The organism is Raoultella sp. T31 (assembly GCF_002806725.1).
Lineage (GTDB): Bacteria > Pseudomonadota > Gammaproteobacteria > Enterobacterales > Enterobacteriaceae > Klebsiella > Klebsiella electrica.
Genome location: NZ_PIBO01000003.1, coordinates 165,463 through 186,867, shown reverse-complemented (window position 1 = coordinate 186,867; position 21,405 = coordinate 165,463). Strand labels below are relative to the sequence as shown.

26 protein-coding genes are annotated in these 21,405 nt (G+C 55.5%); 18 read left to right on the top strand and 8 right to left on the bottom strand.

Annotation, left to right across the window (positions count from 1 at the left end; genetic code table 11):
* Positions 1–125: 125 nt before the first annotated feature.
* From CWM52_RS03485 to hisP, 12 genes are all read left to right on the top strand, one after another.
* The gene (locus CWM52_RS03485; RefSeq protein ID WP_100682810.1) at positions 126–785 is read left to right on the top strand and encodes a DedA family protein; all 660 of its coding nucleotides are present in this window, start codon (positions 126–128) and stop codon (positions 783–785) included.
* A 200-nt stretch (positions 786–985) separates the two neighbouring features.
* Positions 986–1,900 (top strand): acetyl-CoA carboxylase, carboxyltransferase subunit beta, encoded by a 915-nt coding sequence (gene accD / locus CWM52_RS03480; RefSeq protein WP_100682809.1) that lies wholly within the window; start codon positions 986–988, stop codon positions 1,898–1,900.
* 188 nt (positions 1,901–2,088) lie between these two features.
* Positions 2,089–3,357, top strand: coding sequence for a bifunctional tetrahydrofolate synthase/dihydrofolate synthase (gene folC / locus CWM52_RS03475; RefSeq protein ID WP_100682808.1), 1,269 nt, complete (start codon positions 2,089–2,091; stop codon positions 3,355–3,357).
* The gene (gene dedD / locus CWM52_RS03470; RefSeq protein WP_100682807.1) at positions 3,347–4,063 is read left to right on the top strand and encodes a cell division protein DedD; all 717 of its coding nucleotides are present in this window, start codon (positions 3,347–3,349) and stop codon (positions 4,061–4,063) included. The genes folC and dedD overlap by 11 nt, the downstream gene beginning before the upstream one ends.
* 198 nt (positions 4,064–4,261) lie before the next feature.
* Entirely contained in the window at positions 4,262–4,750 is a 489-nt protein-coding gene (gene cvpA, locus CWM52_RS03465; RefSeq protein ID WP_100682852.1) for a colicin V production protein, read from the top strand.
* Positions 4,751–4,783: 33 nt separating this feature from the next.
* Positions 4,784–6,301 carry an amidophosphoribosyltransferase gene (purF, locus tag CWM52_RS03460; protein WP_100682806.1) on the top strand — a complete coding sequence of 506 codons (1,518 nt, stop codon included), beginning with the start codon at positions 4,784–4,786 and terminating at the stop codon, positions 6,299–6,301.
* Between the two features lie 156 nt (positions 6,302–6,457).
* Positions 6,458–7,042 carry a UbiX family flavin prenyltransferase gene (locus CWM52_RS03455; protein ID WP_100682805.1) on the top strand — a complete coding sequence of 195 codons (585 nt, stop codon included), beginning with the start codon at positions 6,458–6,460 and terminating at the stop codon, positions 7,040–7,042.
* A 275-nt stretch (positions 7,043–7,317) separates the two neighbouring features.
* Positions 7,318–8,100, top strand: a complete 783-nt coding sequence (gene argT / locus CWM52_RS03450; protein ID WP_100682804.1) for a lysine/arginine/ornithine ABC transporter substrate-binding protein ArgT — start codon at positions 7,318–7,320, stop codon at positions 8,098–8,100.
* Positions 8,101–8,367: 267 nt separating this feature from the next.
* Positions 8,368–9,150, top strand: coding sequence for a histidine ABC transporter substrate-binding protein HisJ (hisJ, locus tag CWM52_RS03445; RefSeq protein WP_100682803.1), 783 nt, complete (start codon positions 8,368–8,370; stop codon positions 9,148–9,150).
* 66 nt (positions 9,151–9,216) lie between these two features.
* Complete coding sequence (locus CWM52_RS03440; RefSeq protein WP_004865186.1) at positions 9,217–9,903, top strand: histidine ABC transporter permease HisQ; 687 nt, start codon at positions 9,217–9,219, stop codon at positions 9,901–9,903.
* The gene (locus CWM52_RS03435) at positions 9,900–10,616 is read left to right on the top strand and encodes an ABC transporter permease (protein ID WP_100682802.1); all 717 of its coding nucleotides are present in this window, start codon (positions 9,900–9,902) and stop codon (positions 10,614–10,616) included. Before CWM52_RS03440 ends, CWM52_RS03435 begins: the two co-directional genes overlap by 4 nt.
* 7 nt (positions 10,617–10,623) lie before the next feature.
* On the top strand, positions 10,624–11,397 hold the full coding sequence (gene hisP / locus CWM52_RS03430) for a histidine ABC transporter ATP-binding protein HisP (protein WP_100682801.1): 774 nt from the start codon (positions 10,624–10,626) through the stop codon (positions 11,395–11,397).
* 42 nt (positions 11,398–11,439) lie between these two features.
* Here the strand turns inward: hisP and CWM52_RS03425 are convergent, their stop codons facing one another.
* From CWM52_RS03425 to CWM52_RS03400, 7 genes are all read right to left on the bottom strand, one after another.
* Positions 11,440–11,937, bottom strand: a complete 498-nt coding sequence (locus CWM52_RS03425; protein ID WP_100682800.1) for a GNAT family N-acetyltransferase — start codon at positions 11,935–11,937, stop codon at positions 11,440–11,442.
* 87 nt (positions 11,938–12,024) lie between these two features.
* Entirely contained in the window at positions 12,025–12,591 is a 567-nt protein-coding gene (locus tag CWM52_RS03420) for a helix-turn-helix transcriptional regulator (protein ID WP_100682851.1), read from the bottom strand.
* A gap of 38 nt (positions 12,592–12,629) precedes the next feature.
* A complete protein-coding gene (locus CWM52_RS26635; RefSeq protein ID WP_227521255.1) occupies positions 12,630–12,836 on the bottom strand; it encodes a hypothetical protein in 207 nt (68 codons plus the stop codon).
* 69 nt (positions 12,837–12,905) lie between these two features.
* Complete coding sequence (locus tag CWM52_RS03415; protein ID WP_100682799.1) at positions 12,906–13,799, bottom strand: TIGR01777 family oxidoreductase; 894 nt, start codon at positions 13,797–13,799, stop codon at positions 12,906–12,908.
* 18 nt (positions 13,800–13,817) lie between these two features.
* Positions 13,818–14,180 carry a dihydroneopterin triphosphate 2'-epimerase gene (gene folX / locus CWM52_RS03410; RefSeq protein WP_015583781.1) on the bottom strand — a complete coding sequence of 121 codons (363 nt, stop codon included), beginning with the start codon at positions 14,178–14,180 and terminating at the stop codon, positions 13,818–13,820.
* Between the two features lie 66 nt (positions 14,181–14,246).
* The gene (gene yfcG / locus CWM52_RS03405; protein ID WP_100682798.1) at positions 14,247–14,876 is read right to left on the bottom strand and encodes a GSH-dependent disulfide bond oxidoreductase; all 630 of its coding nucleotides are present in this window, start codon (positions 14,874–14,876) and stop codon (positions 14,247–14,249) included.
* Between the two features lie 72 nt (positions 14,877–14,948).
* Entirely contained in the window at positions 14,949–15,863 is a 915-nt protein-coding gene (locus CWM52_RS03400) for a LysR family transcriptional regulator (RefSeq protein ID WP_100682797.1), read from the bottom strand.
* A 103-nt stretch (positions 15,864–15,966) separates the two neighbouring features.
* Between CWM52_RS03400 and CWM52_RS03395 the strand changes: the two genes are divergently transcribed.
* The 4 genes from CWM52_RS03395 to yfcD all read left to right on the top strand — a co-directional run bounded on the left by CWM52_RS03395 (position 15,967) and on the right by yfcD (position 19,346).
* The gene (locus tag CWM52_RS03395; protein WP_100682796.1) at positions 15,967–17,385 is read left to right on the top strand and encodes an aldehyde dehydrogenase family protein; all 1,419 of its coding nucleotides are present in this window, start codon (positions 15,967–15,969) and stop codon (positions 17,383–17,385) included.
* 96 nt (positions 17,386–17,481) lie between these two features.
* Complete coding sequence (yfcF, locus tag CWM52_RS03390; RefSeq protein WP_100682795.1) at positions 17,482–18,126, top strand: glutathione transferase; 645 nt, start codon at positions 17,482–17,484, stop codon at positions 18,124–18,126.
* A gap of 56 nt (positions 18,127–18,182) precedes the next feature.
* Entirely contained in the window at positions 18,183–18,734 is a 552-nt protein-coding gene (gene yfcE / locus CWM52_RS03385) for a phosphodiesterase (protein WP_100682794.1), read from the top strand.
* 57 nt (positions 18,735–18,791) lie between these two features.
* Positions 18,792–19,346 (top strand): NUDIX hydrolase YfcD, encoded by a 555-nt coding sequence (yfcD, locus tag CWM52_RS03380; RefSeq protein ID WP_100682793.1) that lies wholly within the window; start codon positions 18,792–18,794, stop codon positions 19,344–19,346.
* Positions 19,347–19,349: 3 nt separating this feature from the next.
* On the opposite strand, the gene CWM52_RS03375 is transcribed toward yfcD, so the two are convergent.
* Positions 19,350–20,369 carry a LacI family DNA-binding transcriptional regulator gene (locus CWM52_RS03375; protein WP_100682792.1) on the bottom strand — a complete coding sequence of 340 codons (1,020 nt, stop codon included), beginning with the start codon at positions 20,367–20,369 and terminating at the stop codon, positions 19,350–19,352.
* 237 nt (positions 20,370–20,606) lie between these two features.
* On the opposite strand from CWM52_RS03375, the gene CWM52_RS03370 reads away from it, so the two are divergent.
* Together CWM52_RS03370 and CWM52_RS03365 are read left to right on the top strand one after the other, a co-directional pair.
* Entirely contained in the window at positions 20,607–21,050 is a 444-nt protein-coding gene (locus tag CWM52_RS03370; RefSeq protein ID WP_100682791.1) for a PTS sugar transporter subunit IIA, read from the top strand.
* 80 nt (positions 21,051–21,130) lie between these two features.
* Positions 21,131–21,403, top strand: a complete 273-nt coding sequence (locus CWM52_RS03365; protein ID WP_100682790.1) for a PTS sugar transporter subunit IIB — start codon at positions 21,131–21,133, stop codon at positions 21,401–21,403.
* Positions 21,404–21,405: the final 2 nt, after the last annotated feature.

Below are 21,405 nucleotides of genomic sequence, written 5' to 3'. Positions count from 1 at the left end.
GTCTGTTTGTTGGCTGCATCTGAGCGTTCCGGTCGGCGATTTTTTTCTGCGGCCGGAAACGACCGGTTTGTCGCCGCACGGCATCCTGGCCGATTTTGTGTCGTGTCATTAAGGACTCATACAATATGGACCTGATTCGCTTTTTAATTGATTTCATCCTGCATATTGATGTGCATCTGGCTGAGCTGGTTGCCGATTACGGTATCTGGGTTTACGCTATTTTGTTCTTGATTCTGTTTTGCGAAACGGGTCTGGTGGTGACGCCATTCCTGCCCGGTGATTCGCTGCTGTTCGTGGCCGGTGCGCTGTCGGCGCTGCCGACGAACGATCTGAACGTGCATCTGATGGTGGTATTGATGGTCATTGCGGCCATTGTCGGCGATGCGCTGAACTACACTATCGGACGGCTGTTTGGCGAAAAGCTCTTCAGTAACCCCAACTCGAAGATTTTCCGTCGCAGCTACCTGGATAAAACCCATTCGTTCTATGAGCGCCACGGCGGCAAAACGATTATCCTTGCGCGTTTTGTGCCGATCGTCAGAACCTTCGCGCCGTTTGTGGCGGGAATGGGCCATATGTCCTATCGTCATTTTGCCGCGTATAACGTGGTTGGCGCGCTGCTGTGGGTTCTGCTGTTTACCTACGCAGGCTACCTGTTCGGCGATTTGCCGATCGTTCAGCAAAACCTGAAGCTGCTGATTGTCGCTATTATTGTTCTGTCGGTGCTGCCAGGGGTCATTGAAATTATTCGCCACAAACGCGCAGCGGCGAAGCAGACGAAATAAGCCTCCAGCCTTTATCTTCTTCGGGCGGCGCGTCGTTGCCCGAAGAGGGAAGTGTGAGCGGTACGACCACTTTTTTATCCCATGTTACGGGATGTTATGATTTAATGTGCAACATTCATGGTCTGTAAGGGTCAAAAATGGCATTATGCGCCCCTTACGACAAAACTGGCATTGACCATGTTCAGGCAGAAAGGTTATCAATGAGCTGGATTGAACGAATTAAAAGCAATATCACTCCCACCCGCAAGGCGAGCATTCCTGAGGGTGTATGGACTAAGTGCGACAGCTGCGGGCAGGTTCTGTACCGCGCAGAGCTGGAGCGCAACCTGGAGGTTTGCCCTAAGTGCGATCACCACATGCGTATGTCGGCGCGTAATCGCCTGCATAGCCTGTTGGACGAAGGTTCCCTGGTGGAGCTGGGAAGCGAGCTCGAGCCGAAAGATGTGCTGAAGTTCCGCGATTCGAAAAAATACAAAGACCGTCTGGCGTCGGCTCAAAAAGAGACCGGTGAAAAAGATGCGCTGGTGGTCATGAAGGGCACTCTGCACGAGATGCCGGTTGTCGCAGCAGCATTCGAATTCTCCTTTATGGGCGGTTCGATGGGTTCGGTTGTTGGCGCGCGCTTCGTGCGCGCGGTAGAACAGGCGCTGGAAGATAATTGCCCGCTGGTTTGCTTCTCCGCTTCCGGCGGCGCGCGTATGCAGGAAGCGCTGATGTCGCTGATGCAGATGGCGAAAACGTCAGCCGCGCTGGCAAAAATGCAGGAGCGTGGCCTGCCGTATATCTCCGTGCTGACCGACCCGACCATGGGCGGCGTATCGGCGAGCTTCGCGATGCTGGGCGATCTCAACATTGCAGAGCCGAAAGCCCTGATCGGCTTTGCGGGTCCTCGCGTTATCGAGCAGACCGTACGTGAGAAACTGCCGCCGGGCTTCCAGCGCAGTGAGTTCCTGATTGAAAAAGGGGCGATCGATATGATCGTTCGTCGCCCGGAAATGCGTCTGAAGCTGGCCAGCATTCTGGCGAAGCTGATGAATCTTCCGGCGCCCAGTCAGGACGCCTCTCACGAAGGTGAGGTGGTGCCACCGGCACCGGATCAGGAACCAGAGGCCTGATAATTCGGAGGGCAGGCCTGATGGCGCTGCCCTTTTTTAATTCTATGCGCCATCATTCAAACTGCGGCGCGGCGGCAAGGCTAAAGCCCCGTCAGGCCCGGCCCAATGGACTGCGCGGGTGACGAGCGCTGCCGGCAAGAGGCAGTTTGAAGGATGAAGCGTATTTACCGTTAATACTCGCGGACATCATGGAAAAAGAACCTATTCCTCAGGCCACGTCGCCCCTGGCTACGTGGCTTTCCTATCTGGAACACCTGCACAGTAAAACCATCGATCTGGGACTGACCCGCGTGAGCGAAGTCGCCGAACGGATGGCGGTGTTAAAACCAGCGCCGTTCGTCTTTACGGTGGCGGGAACCAACGGTAAAGGAACCACCTGCCGTACGCTGGAGTCTGTGCTGATGGCGGCAGGCTACAAGGTCGGGGTTTACAGTTCGCCGCACCTGGTGCGCTATACCGAGCGCGTGCGAGTACAGGGCGCGGAGCTGCCGGAAGCGGCGCATACCGCCTCTTTTGCCGAAATTGAAGCGGCGCGCGGTGAGATTTCCCTGAGCTATTTCGAATTTGGCACGCTCTCCGCGCTGTGGCTGTTTAAGCAGGCGCAGCTCGATGTGGTGATCCTCGAGGTCGGTCTCGGCGGGCGTCTTGATGCCACCAACATCGTCGATGCGGATGTGGCGGTGGTGACCAGTATCGCCCTGGATCATACTGACTGGCTGGGGCCGGATCGGGAAAGCATTGGTCGCGAGAAGGCCGGTATCTTCCGTGTCGGCAAACCGGCCGTTGTTGGCGAGCCGGAGATGCCTCATTCCATTGCTGAAGTGGCCGCCGGGAAAGGCGCGATGCTTCTGCGACGCGACGTCGACTGGCGCTATGGCGCCGATGCGCAGACGTGGTCGTTCAGCGACGGGGAGGGAACGCTGACGGATTTACCGTTGCCGCAGATCCCGTTGCCGAATGCGGCAACCGCGCTGGCGGCGCTGCGGGCCAGCCGACTTCAGGTGAGCGAGCTGGCGATTCGCGACGGCATTAAACAGGCCATGTTGCCGGGGCGTTTTCAGATAATCAGCGAAGCGCCGCGTGTTATTCTCGACGTGGCGCATAACCCTCACGCGGCCGCCTGGCTTGCCGGACGTCTCAAAAGCCTGTCGAAAACGGGGCGCGTGCTGGCGGTTGTTGGTATGCTGCATGATAAGGATATTGCCGGCACGCTGGCAAACCTGACGGCGGAAGTGGATAGCTGGTACTGCGCGCCTCTGGAAGGGCCGCGCGGCGCAACGGCGCAACAGCTGCAGGCGCATTTGCGCGCAGGAAAAGCTTACGCCAATGTGGCTCAGGCCTGGCATGCGGCGATGGCCGATGCCAGACCGCAAGATACGGTGCTGGTGTGTGGTTCGTTCCATACGGTGGCGCATGTAATGGAAGAAATAGAGGCGGGGAGAATCGGTGGCGAGTAAGTTTCAGAACCGTTTAGTCGGGACGATTGTGCTGGTCGCGCTGGGGGTGATTATCCTCCCGGGTCTGCTTGACGGTCAGAAAAAGCATTATCAGGACGAGTTCGCGGCAATTCCACTGGTGCCAAAACCGGGCGATCGCGATGAGCCGGATATGCTTCCGGCGGCGACGCAGGCACTTCCGGCTCAACCGCCGGAGGGCGCGGCTGAAGAGGTCAGAGCGGGGGATGCCGCTGCGCCGTCATTGGATCCGTCGCGTATCCCGGTTAACAGCAACAGTTTCGATGATGCGCAGGAGCCGGTTGTCGCGCCGAAGCCGCAGCCGCAGCCCAAACCACAGGCTCAACCTCAGCCTCAGCCTAAAGCGCAGCCCCAGTCGCCGAAGCCGGTTGAGAAGCCGCAGCCGCAGCAACAAACCGTTGCTCAGACGCCGTCGGCGAAACCGGCAGAGATACCTGCTCCGACCGGCAAAGCCTATGTGGTGCAGCTCGGCGCGCTGAAGAATGCGGATAAGGTCAATGAAATCGTCGGTAAGCTGCGTTCCTCCGGCTTTAAGGTCTACACGTCGCCTTCGACGCCGGTTCAGGGTAAAATTACCCGTATTCTGGTCGGCCCGGACGCGTCAAAAGATAAACTGAAAGGGCAGCTTGGCGACCTGAAACAGATCTCCGGTCTGAGCGGTGTGGTCATGGGATATAGCCCCAACTAATCTTGCCCCGCTCCGCGCTGGTGAGAGCTAAAGCTCCTGTCTGACGCGCTTTCAGGAGGCGAAAGACAGCATGGCGTTGAATGTTTTTTCAGCGCCATTTTTATTTCTGTAGGGCACGGAAATCCCTACGCAAACGTTTTCTTTTTCTGTTAGAATGCGCCCCGAACCGGACGACAGGGCGTAAATCGTGGGATGTTTATGGTCTGGATTGATTACGTCATTATAGCGGTGATTGGTTTTTCCTGTCTGGTAAGCCTGATCCGCGGCTTTGTTCGTGAAGCGTTATCGCTGGTAACCTGGGGATGCGCTTTCTTTGTCGCCAGTCATTACTACACTTACCTGGCTGTCTGGTTCACGGGCTTTGAAGACGAAATGGTCCGCAATGGGATTGCTATCGCGATACTGTTTATCGTAACGCTTATCGTTGGCGCCATCGTTAACTATGTGATTGGTGCGCTGGTGGAGAAAACGGGCCTGTCGGGTACCGACAGGGTGTTAGGGATCTGTTTTGGCGCCCTGCGCGGCGTGCTGATTGTCTCTGCGATTCTGTTCTTTCTCGATAGCTTTACCGGTATGGCGAAAAGCGAAGACTGGCAAAAGTCAGAGCTTATCCCGCAGTTCAGTTTCGTTATCAGATGGTTTTTTGACTATCTGCAAAGCTCGTCAAGTTTCTTGCCCAAAGCATAAGCGTTGGGATGTGGCTGAACGAGGAAAAGACGTATGTGCGGTATTGTCGGTATCGCCGGTGTTATGCCGGTAAACCAGTCGATTTATGACGCGTTAACGGTGCTTCAGCATCGTGGCCAGGATGCCGCAGGCATCATCACTATTGATGCAAATAACTGTTTCCGTTTGCGTAAGGCGAACGGGCTGGTGAGCGACGTTTTTGAAGCTCGTCATATGCAGCGTATGCAGGGCAATATGGGTATTGGCCATGTTCGCTATCCTACGGCGGGCAGCTCAAGCGCCTCCGAGGCGCAGCCTTTCTATGTCAACTCACCGTATGGTATTACGTTGGCGCATAACGGCAACCTGACCAATGCGCACGAGCTGCGTAAGAAGCTGTTTGAAGAAAAACGCCGCCATATCAACACCACCTCCGATTCTGAAATTCTGCTCAATATTTTCGCCAGCGAACTGGATAACTTCCGCCATTACCCGCTGGAAGCCGACAATATCTTTGCGGCAATTGCGGCGACCAATCGGCAGATTCGCGGCGCTTACGCCTGCGTGGCGATGATCATTGGTCACGGGATGGTTGCCTTCCGCGATCCAAACGGCATCCGTCCTCTGGTGCTGGGGAAACGCGATGTCGGCGATGGCCGTACCGAGTATATGGTCGCTTCCGAAAGCGTGGCGCTGGATACCCTGGGCTTCGAATTCCTGCGCGATGTGGCACCAGGTGAAGCGGTCTATATTACCGAGAAGGGCCAGCTGTTTACCCGCCAGTGCGCTGAGAACCCGGTCAGCAACCCGTGCCTCTTTGAGTACGTCTATTTTGCTCGCCCGGACTCGTTTATCGATAAGATTTCCGTCTACAGTGCGCGCGTTAATATGGGCACTAAACTGGGTGAGAAGATTGCCCGCGAATGGGAAGATCTGGACATCGACGTGGTCATTCCGATTCCGGAAACCTCCTGCGATATCGCGCTGGAAATTGCCCGAATTCTCGATAAACCTTATCGCCAGGGTTTCGTAAAAAATCGTTACGTTGGCCGGACGTTCATCATGCCGGGTCAGCAACTGCGCCGGAAGTCGGTGCGCCGTAAGCTCAATGCCAACCGCGCTGAGTTCCGGGATAAAAACGTGCTGCTGGTGGATGACTCCATCGTACGTGGCACCACCTCGGAGCAGATCATCGAGATGGCGCGCGAAGCCGGTGCGAAAAAAGTCTATCTGGCTTCCGCTGCGCCGGAGATTCGTTTCCCGAACGTTTACGGCATTGATATGCCGACGGCAACCGAGCTTATCGCCCACGGTCGCGAAGTGGACGAAATCCGCCAGCTCATCGGCGCTGATGGCCTTATCTTCCAGGATCTGAACGATCTGATTGATGCCGTGCGTGCGGAAAACCCGGATATTCAACAGTTTGAATGTTCGGTATTTAACGGCGTGTACGTCACCAGGGACGTAGACCAGCAGTACCTCGATTATCTCGATTCCTTACGTAATGACGATGCGAAAGCGGTGCAGCGTCAGAACGAAGTGGAAAACTTAGAGATGCATAACGAAGGCTAAGCCACACCTTTGTTGTCAAAGCCCGCCGTCGCCAGACTGCGGGCTTTTTGCTTTGCGGGCCCGATGGCCCGGCTTGACGCTTAGCGGGCCGCAAGGCTTGCGTCCGGTGCTATAATCCGGCAAAGTCTGCCCCATTATGTGGAAGAGGCAATCATCGTGAAACGACTTATTATTGGTATCTCCGGCGCCAGCGGCGCCATTTACGGTGTGCGATTGCTGCAGATTTTACGCGATGTGCCTGCCGTCGAGACGCATCTGATCATGAGTCAGGCAGCGCGGCAGACGCTGGCGCTGGAGACCGAGTATTCCCTGCGGGAGGTGCAGGCGCTGGCGGATGTGGTCCATGATGCGCGCGATATCGCCGCCAGCATCTCGTCGGGGTCGTTTAAGACGGCCGGTATGGCGATCCTGCCTTGTTCTGTGAAAACGCTTTCAGGAATTGTGCACAGCTATACCGATGGTCTGCTGACCCGTGCGGCGGACGTTATCCTCAAAGAGCGGCGCCCGCTGGTTCTGTGCGTGCGGGAAACGCCGTTCCATCTCGGGCATCTGCGCCTGCTGGTTCAGGCCGCGGAGATGGGCGCGGTGATCATGCCGCCGGTCCCGGCCTTCTACCATCGCCCGCAAACCCTCGATGATGTGATTAATCAGACGGTCAACCGGGTCATCGATCAGTTCGATATTACCCTTCCTCAGGATCTCTTTACCCGCTGGCAGGGGCCTTCTGACGCACTAAAGTAGTGCGTGCCGTGAACTTTTGCGTCTCCGCAGTGCAATTTTGTCGCCCCGATCAAATCCTCGACATTTAATTGGCTTTTTTGCGTCAGGCCACTGCGGTTTGCCCATCAATGCTGCTATCTTCCCTCTCAAGACAATCTTGCAACTTTATATTAACAAATTTAACGCTGTTTCCAGCACGCACTGAGAAGATGGCATAAAACCTGCAGGATGAGTCGGCTACACACATAACGAAACAACGCACCATATAACAACATCACGACACTTAAGGGTATTGTATGAAGAAGACGATCCTGGCCCTCTCTTTAATCATGGGAATCAGCAGCGCTTCCAGCGTTTTTGCCGCGCTGCCGCAAAGTATCCGTATCGGCACCGACCCTACCTACGCGCCTTTTTCATCGAAGGATGCGAAAGGTGGCTTCATCGGCTTTGATATTGATTTGGGCAATGAACTGTGTTCGCGCATCAAGGTGAAATGTACCTGGGTGGGGAGTGACTTTGATTCACTGATTCCCTCGCTGAAGGCGAAGAAAATTGACGCCATTATCTCTTCATTATCGATTACCGAAAAACGTCAGCAGGAGATTGCCTTCTCAGACAAGCTGTATGCCGCTGACTCCCGTCTGATTGCAGCGAAAGGCTCATCAATCCAGCCAACGCTGGAATCCCTGAAGGGCAAACACGTCGGGGTGCTGCAGGGGTCAACTCAGGAAGCGTACGGCAATGAGCGCTGGCGTAGCCATGGCGTGGATGTCATAGCCTACCAGAACCAGGATCTGATCTATTCCGACCTTACTGCTGGCCGTCTTGACGCTGCCCTGCAGGATGAAGTCGCCGCCAGCGAAGGCTTCCTCAAACAACCTGCCGGTAAAGATTTTGCCTTTGCCGGTCCCTCTGTTAAAGATAAAAAATTCTTCGGCGATGGTACCGGCATCGGCCTGCGTAAAACCGACAGCGAGCTGAAAGCCGCTTTCGACAAAGCGTTGGCTGAAATGCGTAAAGACGGAACCTACGACAAAATGGCGAAGAAATACTTCGACTTTAACATCTACGGCGACTAAGCATGCCGCTGGCCCGGGAAACCGGGCCTGATGGATTTCGCATGTCCGTATCTGCACCATATCGGTGCAATCCCACCGGCAATGTCCTGCTTTGGTGCATAAAAGGCGATTTTGTCGGGCGCTTAATGCATAGTTAAGCGTTTATGCTGCGAAATAATTGGCCTCCCGGTGCAGAATGCTTTGCCTTACCGGGGCGAATAATGGCACGATAACTGCTGTAAGTACTTCTAAAAAACTCGTTAGAATGACAGTCTGTTGAGGATAGTTATGAAAAAACTGGCGTTGTCTCTTTCTTTAGCGCTGGCCCTTTCCAGCGTTAGCTCGGTATTCGCAGCCATTCCGCAAAAACTCCGTATCGGTACCGATCCAACTTATGCCCCGTTCGAATCGAAAAATGCGCAGGGTCAGTTGATTGGTTTTGACATCGATTTGGCAAAAGAGCTGTGTAAGCGTATCAATACGCAATGTACCTTCGTCGAAAACCCGCTGGATGCGCTGATCCCCTCTTTAAAAGCGAAGAAAATCGATGCGATTATGTCTTCGTTATCCATTACCGAAAAACGTCAGCAGGAAATTGCTTTCACCGACAAACTTTACGCTGCGGATTCCCGTCTGGTCGTGAAAAAAGGCAGTGATATCACGCCGGATCTCGCCAGGCTGAAAGGCAAGCGTGTCGGTGTGCTCCAGGGAACAACCCAGGAGACCTACGGTAATGAGAACTGGGCGCCGAAAGGCATTGAAATTGTCTCCTACCAGGGTCAGGACAATATTTATGCCGACCTGACCGCCGGGCGTATCGACGCAGCGTTCCAGGATGAAGTGGCCGCGAGCGAAGGCTTCCTCAAGCAGCCAGTGGGCAAAGATTACCAGTTTGGCGGTCCGTCGATTAAGGATGAAAAACTGTTTGGCGTCGGCACCGGCATGGGGCTGCGTAAAGAGGACAACGAGCTGCGTGAGGCGCTAAATAAAGCCTTCGCGGAAATGCGCAAAGATGGCACCTACGACAAGCTGGCAAAAAAATATTTCGATTTTAACGTGTACGGTGACTAAGCATCATACGTACCCCACCGCGCGCATGTTGGCGCGCGATGGTCGATGACAGACAGGGCAGACAGCATGCTGTACGGGTTTTCACAGGTTATTTTACAGGGCGCTCTTGTCACACTGGAGCTGGCTCTTAGTTCGGTCGTGCTGGCGGTCCTCATTGGTCTGGCGGGTGCCGGAGCAAAGCTATCGAGCAATCGACCGCTGGCGCTGGTATTTGAAGGCTACACCACGTTAATTCGCGGCGTGCCCGATCTGGTGCTGATGCTGCTGATTTTCTACGGTCTGCAGATTGCGCTGAATACGCTCACCGATGCGCTGGGATTATCGCAGTTTGATATCGACCCGATGATCGCGGGGATTATTACACTGGGCTTTATCTACGGCGCCTATTTTACGGAAACCTTTCGCGGCGCTTTTATGGCGGTTCCGAAAGGACATATCGAAGCCGCGACCGCTTTTGGCTTCAGCAACGGGCAGACCTTCCGGCGGATCCTCTTTCCGGCAATGATGCGCTATGCGTTACCGGGGATTGGCAACAACTGGCAGGTTATCCTCAAGGCAACGGCGCTGGTGTCTCTGCTGGGACTGGAAGATGTGGTCAAAGCCACCCAGCTGGCAGGGAAAAGCACCTGGCAGCCGTTCTACTTTGCGATCGTCTGCGGTCTGGTTTATCTCGTGTTTACAACAGTTTCCAATGGTGTACTGCTGCTGCTTGAACGCCGTTACTCCGTGGGCGTGAAGAGGGCTGACCTGTGATTGAGATTATTCAGGAGTACTGGAAATCCCTGCTGTGGACCGACGGCTATCGCTTTACCGGGGTGGCTATCACGCTGTGGCTGCTGATCTCCTCGGTGGTGATGGGCGGCATACTGGCGGTATTTCTCGCTATCGGACGCGTCTCTGCGAATAAATACATTCAGTTCCCAATCTGGCTGTTTACCTATGTGTTCCGCGGTACGCCGCTGTACGTGCAGCTGCTGGTGTTTTACTCCGGGATGTATACCCTGGAAATCGTCAAAGGCACCGAGCTGCTGAACGCCTTTTTCCGCAGCGGCCTTAACTGTACGGTGCTGGCGTTAACGCTCAATACCTGCGCTTATACTACGGAGATTTTTGCCGGGGCTATCCGATCCGTTCCTCCCGGGGAAATTGAAGCGGCGCGGGCCTATGGTTTCTCATCGGTCAAAATGTATCGCTGCATTATTTTGCCGTCTGCGCTGCGTATCGCGCTGCCTGCGTACAGCAACGAAGTGATTCTGATGCTGCACTCCACCGCGCTGGCCTTTACCGCCACCGTGCCGGATCTGCTGAAAATCGCCAGAGATATTAACTCGGCGACCTATCAGCCGTTTACCGCTTTCGGGATTGCCGCGGTGCTCTATTTAATGATTTCGTATGTGCTGATTAGCGTGTTCCGCAAGGCGGAAAAGCGCTGGTTGCAGCATATCAAACCTTCTTCGACGCATTGAGACCGCCATGTCCGACAATAAATTAAATGTTATCGATCTCCATAAACGTTACGGCGAGCATGAGGTGCTGAAAGGCGTCTCGTTACAGGCGCAAGCCGGGGACGTTATCAGCATTATCGGTTCATCGGGTTCCGGTAAAAGTACCTTTTTGCGCTGCATTAACTTCCTGGAAAAGCCCAGCGAAGGCACGATAGTGGTTAATGGACAGAATATCGGCCTGGTCCGCGACAAAGACGGCCAGCTGAAGGTCGCAGATAAAAATCAGCTGCGTCTGCTGCGTACGCGCCTGACGATGGTGTTCCAGCATTTCAACCTGTGGAGCCACATGACGGTGCTGGAAAACGTCATGGAGGCGCCGATTCAGGTTCTCGGGCTGAGCAAACAGGAAGCGCGCGAGCGGGCGGTGAAATATCTGGCGAAAGTGGGTATCGACGAGCGTCAGCAGATCAAATACCCGGTGCATCTCTCCGGCGGTCAGCAGCAGCGTGTCTCCATTGCGCGTGCGCTGGCGATGGAGCCCGATGTACTGCTGTTTGACGAACCCACTTCCGCGCTTGACCCCGAACTGGTAGGGGAAGTGCTGCGGATCATGCAGAAGCTGGCGGAAGAGGGGAAAACCATGGTGGTAGTGACCCATGAAATGGGCTTTGCGCGCCATGTCTCCTCGCACGTCATTTTCCTGCATCAGGGCAAGATTGAAGAGGAAGGTCATCCGGATGAGCTGTTCGGCAATCCGCAAAGCCCACGCCTGCAGCAGTTCCTGAAAGGCTCCTTGAAATAAGCCTTGCCGTCACTCCCGGCGATACCGTTCGCCGGGAGTGGATTACCGCTCCAGCCGATATATCCAGTCATCGTAATCGACGCCGTTCAGGTGACAGGCTTTTTCCAGCACCTGAATCCGCACAAAACCCTGTTTTTCCAGCAGACGCGCCGACCCGATGTTGTCACCCAGTACCCAGGCGTTAATGGCATTGACGCCGAGCTGGCTAAAGCCGTAATCACATATCGCCCGCAGCGCTTCACGGGCATATCCCTGCCCCTGCGCCTGCGGGATGAGAGCATACCCGACATCGGCTTCGTGCGGATTTTTACTGCTAATGCGCAGACCGATATCACCGATGGCCTCGCCCTGTTTATCGCGCAGCACAAATACGCCGGGGTCCGCGCAGCGCGCAGCAAACAGGGTGCGCAGCGCGGGTTCATCGAGTATTTCGCCCATAAAGCGCATCACCTCGCGGTCGCGACGCAGGCGGAGGAAAAAAGGCCAGTCAGATTCAGTAAACGGGGAAAGCAGGAGTCGGGGAGTGGTTAGCGTCATGATAAACGGGCCATTTCGGTAGTTCGTCCTCTAACCTTAACACCAGAAAGGACCGGATTGCATGATCTTATACCGTTCCGTTACGGTGAATTACCCGGCGGCGGGTGAAGTCGGTAGCGGTTTGTCGAGCCCGTGAAAATAGTGCAGCACGGTTTCGCTGCGCCGGGAAGCGCGCAGCTGCAGGGCCAGGTTCAGGCTATCGAGGATCTCTGCATGCTCGACCAGCGGAGAGTCTGCGGCAATTCTTTCTTCCGTGACCAGCCAGCTGACGATGGTTTTCCAGCGCCACAGCGGCGAGTTGCCTTGTACGCGCTGCACGGGGCCTGGGAATTTTCCTGAGCCTCGAGCCCCATCTTTCAGCAGGGCGATGGCCTGCCGGGAAAGGCCGGTGAGTTCGGCGATATCGCTTAAGCCTACCAGCGTCGCGTCAACGGACTCGACCCGGGCATTGAGTTCTGATGAAGATTCGATGTTATCGATCGCCGACAGAATTGCCCGTTCAAGCGACTCACTTTCACGATCGAATTCCAGATATACCGCCGTCCCGTAAAAACAAACCAGGGCATCAGTACAACCGGCGTGATGCAATGCATCCTCAAGACCTGGCGTCCGGGCGCTAACGCCTGACAGCGTGAGCGTGAAGTTGTAGAGGGCCATCATTTGCTACCCTTGTAATGAAGTTGGGTCGCCGGTGTTTAGCGGCAGCGGTCGACCATTCTGACAATTTGCCTGGCGTGATTCTCGGGAACGCTCGGTGTAGACCAGACGCTCATCATATGTTCACGATGCACTGTCGATAAAACCGACATCAGGACCTTATGACAGAGAGCAGAAGAGGAGGCTGGAACAGGCTTCACAGCGATAGCGAAACGGCGGCAGGAGAGCGAGTGACTGCGAGACAGCTTCCACAGGTGAAATCAGGGGAGCTCCCGGGAGAAAGGCCATTCTCCCGGGATGACCATACGGCGTGTTTAGCCGACGATATTTCTTAGCGCTTCTTCCAGATCGTACCAGCGGAAGCCAAAACCGGCATCCTCCAGGCGCCGGGGCAGCGCTCGCTGCCCGCCGAGCACCAGTACCGACGACTCTCCCATCAGCAGACGAATGGCCGTGGCCGGTACGCGGAAAATTGCCGGACGATTCAGTACATGCCCGAGAGAATGAGCAAACTGTTCATTGCGGGCCGGATAAGGGGAAACCATATTGAAAGGTCCGCTGAGATCGTTGTTCAGCAGCCACAGAATGCCGTTAACCATATCGTCGATATGAATCCAGGCCAGATACTGTCTGCCGTTACCGATAGGGCCGCCGAGACCAAGCCGGAAGAGCGGCATCATTTTGGCCAGCATCCCGCCCGTCGGCGCCAGCACCACGCCGGTGCGCAGCAGGCAGACACGGGTGCGATCGCTTTGCGCCTCGCAGGCCAGCTGCTCCCAGCGGGCGCAGAGTTTGTGGGTGAATTCATTGTGCGGCGGCTCATCCTCGTTCACTACAACTTCCCCGAGATCGCCATAAAAGCCGACGGCAGAACCGCTGATCAGCACGGCGGGGGGCGTATCGCTGGCGTTGAACAGGTTCACCAGCTTTTGAGTGATATCCCAGCGGCTGTGACACAGGCGCTGCTTTTGTTCCGCCGTCCAGCGTTTGTCGGCGATAGGTTCGCCCGCGAGGTTGATGACGGCATCAATATCATTGAGGTGATGATGTCCCTCGAAGCCGCGCCACAAGGTGACGCGGGCATCCAGTCGGGATTGCGCTTTTTCCGGGCTGCGCGTTGAAACCGTTACGTGATGCCCAAGCTCAAGCAGCCGGGGGATCAGATGCTGGCCAATCAGGCCGGTACCGCCAGTAAGCAGAATCCTCATAGCGCCTCCCTAAGAAGCTTAGCGCCGCCAGCTCATGGTCATGGAGACGGAGTCGGCGTAGCGCAGTGCATAAAGTTTATCGATCTCAACTTCAGCATAAGTGACCCAGTGATGTTCGCATGCGATGTCGAGCACATCCTGAGTTAATTTTTCCAGCAGTGAGAAGCGGTTATTCTCAATATGGCTGATGATACGTTTGGTAATCGTGCGGTAATTCAGCGCATCGTTAATATCTTCACTGTTGCGGGAACGCTCCGCCGGGTAGTGAATCGCAACGTTGACCACCACATCCTGGCGGTTAGCGATTTCTTCTTCTTTGATTCCGATAAAAGTACGTAAACGTAGGTTCTTTATACGAATAATGGCGTCTGGCTGAGACATTGCAGGCTTCCTCCGTGTTGTCATTTCCGCAATCATACATGAAAGCAAGCCATGCGAGCAGGGGGGTTATTGGTGTTGTATTTTTATCAGCGCCTGAACGGTGGCCGGGCGCTGACGAATGCGTTCAAACCAGTTATGAATTGCCGGAAAATGTGCGAGATCAATACGCTGGCGAGGGTGGGCACGCACCCACGGCCAGCAGGCAATATCGGCAATACTGTAATGTTCGCCGCCAAGCCATGGACTGACCTCCAGACGACGGTTCAGTACGCTATACAGCCGCTGGGTCTCGACCTGATAACGCTCTATGGCATAGGGCACCGCCTGCGGCGCGCGATGGTTGAAATGGTGATTCTGTCCCAGCATAGGGCCTAATCCGCTGACTTGCCAGAACAGCCACTGTAGCGTGGTGTGACGCTCACGCAGCTCGCCACTCAACAATTTCCCCGACTTTTCAGCCAGATAAAGAAGAATCTCCCCGGATTCAAACAGGCCGAGCGGCGCCCCGCCGTCGACGGGGACGTGGTCGACGATGGCCGGAATTTTGTTATTCGGCGAGAGAGCGAGAAACTGCGGGCGAAACTGTTCCCCTTTGCTGATATCGACCTGAATCAGCCGCCAGGCCAGCTGCGCCTCTTCGAGAAAGAGAATGATTTTTTGGCCGTTAGGGGTGGGGGCGTAGTAAAGGTCGATCATGGTGACTCCCGCCGTCGTAGGTCGCACCTGTTCGAGTATAGGCGACCTGTTGCCATCCGGGAGGAGGGGGCGCTAAATTTTGCCTGTGGGACCGGGACAGTAGTGCAATTCACGCGCCAGCCCGATAAAGGCCTTCAGCCCAGGTGGAACGCGGCGGCGGCCGGGGTAATACAGGTGTAGCCCGGCAAATGACGGACACCATTCATCCATCACGCTGACGAGCCTGCCGCAGGCCAGATCTTGCTGGATAAACCAGTCCGGGATGAAGGCCAGGCCAAGGCCGGCAAGTGCCGCACAATGGATGGCGGCCATTTCGCTGAGGATAATGCGCGGCGGCACGTTAACCGTCAGCTTTTGTTGCTGGCGCTCCAGCTCCCAGTGATAGAGTCCGCCGTGTGACATCCGCATCCCGATGCTCTGATGATGCAGAAGATCCTCCGGGCTGTGCGGAATGCCGCAACGGGCGAAATATTCCGCCGTACCGACGATACGCATCCGTACATCGGGCGTCAGCGTAACGGCAATCATATCCTGCGGCAGCGACTCCGCCAGACGGATCCCGGCGTCGTAACCTTCGGCGACAATATCGACCAGCCGGGATTCGGTGGTGATGTCGAGACGCATGTCCGGATAGCGCTTGAGGAAGGTATCGAACAGCCCGAACAGCAGGGCAACGCTCTCGCGTGGTGCATTGATGCGCAGCGTGCCGGTCGGCATTTCCGGTTGAGTGGCAATCTCTTCCGATGCGCGCTGAATTTCTGCCAGCGCAGGTGCCACGCGCTCGACGTAGCGTCGTCCGGCCTCCGTTAGCGCGACGCTGCGGGTGGTGCGGTTAAACAGGCGAACGTTGAGCCGCGTCTCCAGCCCGGCGACGGCGTTGCTGATGGCGGTGGCCGACATACCCAGTTCCCGGGCGGCCGCACGGAAGCTCTGGCGGCGGGCAACGGCAAGGAGGACTTCCAGTTCAGTCAGACCGCTACGGTGCATGATTATCCCGATTTTCGTGACAGGTTATGTTGATTATACTCTCTTATCGGGGCAATTCGTCGACTCTATACTTCCCTGCATCCACTCCATGAGGAAGACGAATATGCTGCACATCGACAAAATTTATATCAACGGTGAATTTGTCACCCCGCACGGCAGCGAAAACTTTACGCTGTTTAACCCGGCGACGGAAGAGGTGATTGGCCTGGTGCGGCTGGCGGACGAAGAGGATGCCCGACGGGCGATTGCAGCCGCAAAAGCCGCCTTTCCTTGCTGGTCGCGGACCACGAAACAGCAGCGTCTGGATGTCCTTGAGCGGATGTACCAGGTGGTCCGCGCGCGCGAGGCGGATTTACTCGAGGCGATTGTCACCGAATATGGCGCCCCGGCTGCGCGCTCGCAATGGATGGCGGCATGGCCAGCGCAAACCATTAAACAGGCGATGGAGACACTGGCGCGCTTCGAATTTATTGAACCGGCAGGGCGCGCACAGGTGGTGATGACGCCAGTCGGGGTGGCGGGGTTGATTACGCCGTGGAACAGCGATGCTGGTTTTATCTGTAGCAAGCTGGCGACGGCGATGGCGGCAGGCTGTACGGCGGTGATTAAACCCAGCGAGATGAGCGCCTGGCAGACGCAAATCGTCACCGAGGCGCTGCATGCGGCGCAGATCCCCGCCGGGGTCGTTAACATCGTCACCGGACGGGGCGACGTGGTGGGGGATATCATTAACCATCACCCCGATATCGCTAAAATTTCTTTCACCGGCTCTACCGCCGTAGGGAAACATATTATCGTCAGCGGCGCGCACACGCTGAAACGCGTCACGCTGGAACTTGGCGGTAAATCACCGACCCTCATTCTGGATGATGCCGATGCGCAGCAGGCGGTTGCGCTGGCGCTGGCGGCCGGATTTATGAATAGCGGGCAGGCCTGCATCGCCGGGACGCGAATTCTGCTGCCCGCCGGGCGTCTGGCGGAATTTGAACAGGCTATTGTGCAGGCGATGGCGGACTATATCTCCGGCGATCCACGCGACGCGCAGACGACGATCGGCCCGATGGTCAGCCGGAAACAGTGGCAGCGGGTGCAGGATTATATTCGCCTGGGGCAGCAGGAGGGGGCAAGATTGCTCATCGGCGGCGAAGGACGACCGCAGGGAATGGCAAAAGGCTGGTATGTGAAACCGACCATATTCAGCGACGTAAATAACCAGATGCGCATTGCGCGAGAAGAGATCTTTGGCCCGGTGCTGGTCCTGATCCCCTACCAGGATCAGGCGCAAGCCATTGCGATTGCCAATGACACAACCTATGGCCTGAGCGCCCTGGTATTAAGCGGCGATCGGCAGCGTGGTCTGGAGGTTGCGCTGGCGATAGAGTCCGGGCGCGTGCTGGTCAATACCCTTGAACATGAACCGCAGGCGCCGTTCGGCGGCTTCAAGCAATCCGGTCTGGGACGTGAAATGGGGAAATGGGGTATGCAGGCTTACCTGGAGCCAAAAACGGTGATGGTCGGCTAGCCGTCAGGGGATGCAAAATCCTCATGGTGCGGTAAGTGACATCCCATAAAAGACAGGATATGTTGACTTATCGCCCCATAATTTATTGAGGATGCCATGAGCCAGCCCGTCATTACCCTGTGGTCCGATTCGAGTTTTTTCTCGCCGTACGTGATGTCCGTCTACGTTGCCCTGCAGGAAAAAAGCCTGCCATTTGCTCTTAAAACCATCGATCTCAATAGCGGTGAAAACCAGCAGCCTGGCTGGAAAGGTTACACCGTGACCCGTCGCGTGCCGTTGTTAGAGGTGGAGGATTTCGCGCTTAGCGAATCGTCCGCGATTAGCGAGTATCTTGATGAACGTTTCGCGCCGCCAGAGTGGGAGCGGCTCTATCCCCACGATCTGCAAAAGCGGGCCCGGGCGCGCCAGGTGCAGGCCTGGCTGCGCAGCGATCTGATGCCCATTCGCGAGGAACGCTCTACCGATGTGGTTTTCGCCGGGCAAAAGAAACCGGAGCTTAGCGCCGCGGGCCGCAAAAGCGCGGAAAAATTATTCGAAACCGCTGCGGAGCTGTTAGCCCACGGCGGCAATAATCTGTTTGGTGAATGGTCGATTGCCGATACTGACCTTGCCCTGATGATCAACCGGCTGGTGCTCAATGGCGATGCGGTCCCGGAGTCGCTGGCGGACTATGCGACATTCCAGTGGCAGCGGGCGTCGGTTCAGCGTTTTGTCGCACTGTCAGCTAAACGCGCGGGCTGATTCGCAGCAGCGGTTCCGCTATCATAGGCGCATCGAAATGCGTGGAGACGGAAGAAATGAAGCTGATGTTTGCATCGGATATTCATGGTTCCCTGCCCGCTACTGAACGCGTTCTGGAACGGTTCGCGCAAAGTGGGGCGCAGTGGCTGATTATTCTTGGCGATGTGTTGAACCATGGGCCGCGTAATGCGTTACCCGAAGGGTATGCGCCAGCGGATGTCGCCGTGAAGCTCAACGGCGTCGCGCAGCGCGTGATTGCCGTTCGCGGCAACTGTGACAGCGAAGTCGACCAGATGCTGCTGGAGTTCCCCATGACTGCGCCCTGGCAGCAGGTGCTGAGCGAACGCACCCGCCTGTTTCTGACCCACGGGCATCTGTACAGCCCCGAAAAAATGCCGCCTCTCGCCGCTGGCGATGTGCTGGTTTATGGTCATACTCATATTCCGGTAGCCGAGAAGCGCGGCGATATTTTCCTCTTCAACCCTGGCTCGGTCAGTATTCCCAAAGGGGGATTTCCCGCCAGCTATGGCCTCCTGGAAGGGGACCGATTACAGGTTTTAGCACTTGATGATCATCAGGTTATTGCAGAGGTGGCAATTAACCCGTAATTTACCCCCAACCGTAAAGACGCGCCGCGAGAGCGCTTTCAAAAGTAAGGTTTCCTGATGGCGGAACAGAATGATTTGGCAAGCACAGAATGGGTAGACATTGTTAATGAAAACAATGAGGTGATAGCGCAGTCCAGCCGGGGGCAAATGCGTGCGCAGTGCCTGCGTCATCGGGCAACCTATATTGTTGTTCATGATGGGATGGGCAAAATCCTGGTGCAGCGCCGTACCGAGATAAAAGATTTCCAGCCCGGTATGCTCGACGCCACAGCGGGTGGTGTGGTGCAGGCCGATGAGCAACTGCTGGACTCAGCGCGCCGCGAAGCGGAAGAAGAGCTGGGGATTGCCGGGGTGCCGTTCGCTGACCATGGTCAGTTTTATTATGAAGATAAACACTGTCGCGTCTGGGGAAGCCTGTTTAGCTGTGTGTCGCACGGCCCCTTTGCCTTGCAGGAAGAGGAAGTGAGCGAAGTGTGCTGGCTGACGCCGGAAGAGATTACCGCCCGCTGCGATGAATTCACCCCGGATTCATTAAAAGCGCTGGCGCTGTGGATGACCCGCAACGCCAACAACGATCAGGTGAAAACCGAAAAGCAGGACGAAGCTGAATAGATTTTAGCAGCTATCCCGCAGGCACAAACTGGAGACGATCGTTTTTTGATCGCTCCAGTTTCCGTCATTAAGGCGCGCAAGCAGAGCTCTCCCGGCCTCAATGCCGATCTTATGGTGTGGCACCGTCATTGTTGTTAATGGGGGCTGGCAAACCCGGCTCACATCATGGTTGCCAAATCCAACAACGGCCAGATCGTCAGGTACTTTGATACGCCGACGCTGGCATTCATACAATACCCCGCAGGCCAGCTCATCTGAAACACAGACCAGAGCGTCCAGCTCAGGCCAGGCGAGTAAAAACTCCGGCAATTGCGAAGAACCGGTAGAGAAACTGGGCGGCAGGGCGGCATTAATCACCCGATTCGGTGAGAGATGATGGCGTAGCATCGCTTTATACCAGCCCTGCAGGTGTTGCTGAAAAATCCACTGTTCCTGGTTAGCGCACAGCAGGCCGATGTTCTGGTAGCCACGCTTGATTAACATTTCCGTTAGCTCATACATGGCGGCGACATTATCTATTCCGATATTCATATCAATAGGATCGGCACGCATGGCACCCATCTCCATCACCGGAATAGAGGCATTCTTCAACCAGTGACGGACGGTATCAGAGTGTTCGACGCTGAGCAAAATCGCCGCCGCAATGTTTGATGCCAGCAGCGTTTCGAGTAATTTTTCTTCTTGTTCAAGACGATGCTGCGATTCCGCCAGCATGATCTGGTATCCGGCAGGTTGAAGCACCTGCTGAAGTCCGGCAAACATTTCCGAGCAACCCGCTTCGGAAAGATTGGGGACGACCATGGCAATCGTCCATGAGGAGGCCGAGGCCAGCGCGCTGGCGGCGAGGTTGGGCATATATCCCAGCTCTTGCACCGCGGCTTCAATTTTTTCACGCAGTTTATCGGAAACCTGCTCCGGCGTGCGGAGTGCCCGGGACACGGTCATCGTGCCCACGCCGGCAAGCTGTGCGACATCGGCAAGTGTTACTTTACCGGTACTACGCCGTTTTCGGGTTAGAGACATACACCTTCCTGCTGACCAGACGCGTTTTATTATGATCCCTTGCTGCACGTGACAGGCAGTATACGCCTTAAATCCCTTTTTTTGCTGTGATTTCATCCCATGATTATAATTTGATAGCGCTATCACAATTCTGAATGTTAAACATTGGTAGCGCTATCTTTGTGAGCCTGATCGCAGCCAGGAACGAAGGTGTTGAATAGAGTTTGCTCATCTTTTGCGTTGAAGCGGGAGTAAAAAGTGCTCAAAAACTGGATATATGATACGACCATCACCCTTAAGGATAGCGTTGAGAACTGGCCGCAGGCGCTGGAGCTGTGTGCGAAACCGCTGCTGGATCTGCAGGTGATTTCACCGGAATACGTTACGGCAATCGTTGAACAACACCGCACATTGGGACCTTATTATGTGCTGGCACCAGGGCTGGCAATGCCGCACGCTCGGCCGGAAGAGGGGGTCAAAGGGCTGGGGCTATCGTTATTAAAACTGAAGAAGGGAGTCTCTTTTGCTGCCGGAGAATTCGATCCCGTGGATGTCATTATTATGCTCGCGGCTCCGGACAAACATAGTCATATCGACATGCTCGCCACACTGGCTGAATTATTTTCCAGTGATGAGGATATGGCTGAATTACATCAGGCAAATACCCTGGAGGAGATAAAAAAGATTATCGACCGCTACTGATTTAATTTCCTGAACCGATTTTCCTCAACATTACGCTCAGGCGTGATGGGGACGAACTCTACTCTAAAAAGGTGATAACAATGAAAATTATGGCTATTTGCGGTTCCGGCCTGGGGAGCAGTTTCATGGTCGAGATGAATATTAAAAAAGTGCTCAAAAAACTGGGTATCGAGGCCGAAGTTGAACACTCCGATCTCTCATCCGCCACGCCCGGTGCGGCCGATCTTTTTGTCATGGCGAAGGATATTGCGGCCAGTGCCAGCGTGCCGGAAAACCAGCTAGTGGTGATCAACAACATCATTGATATCAACGAACTCGAAACGCAGCTGCGTACCTGGTTCGACAGAAAATAACC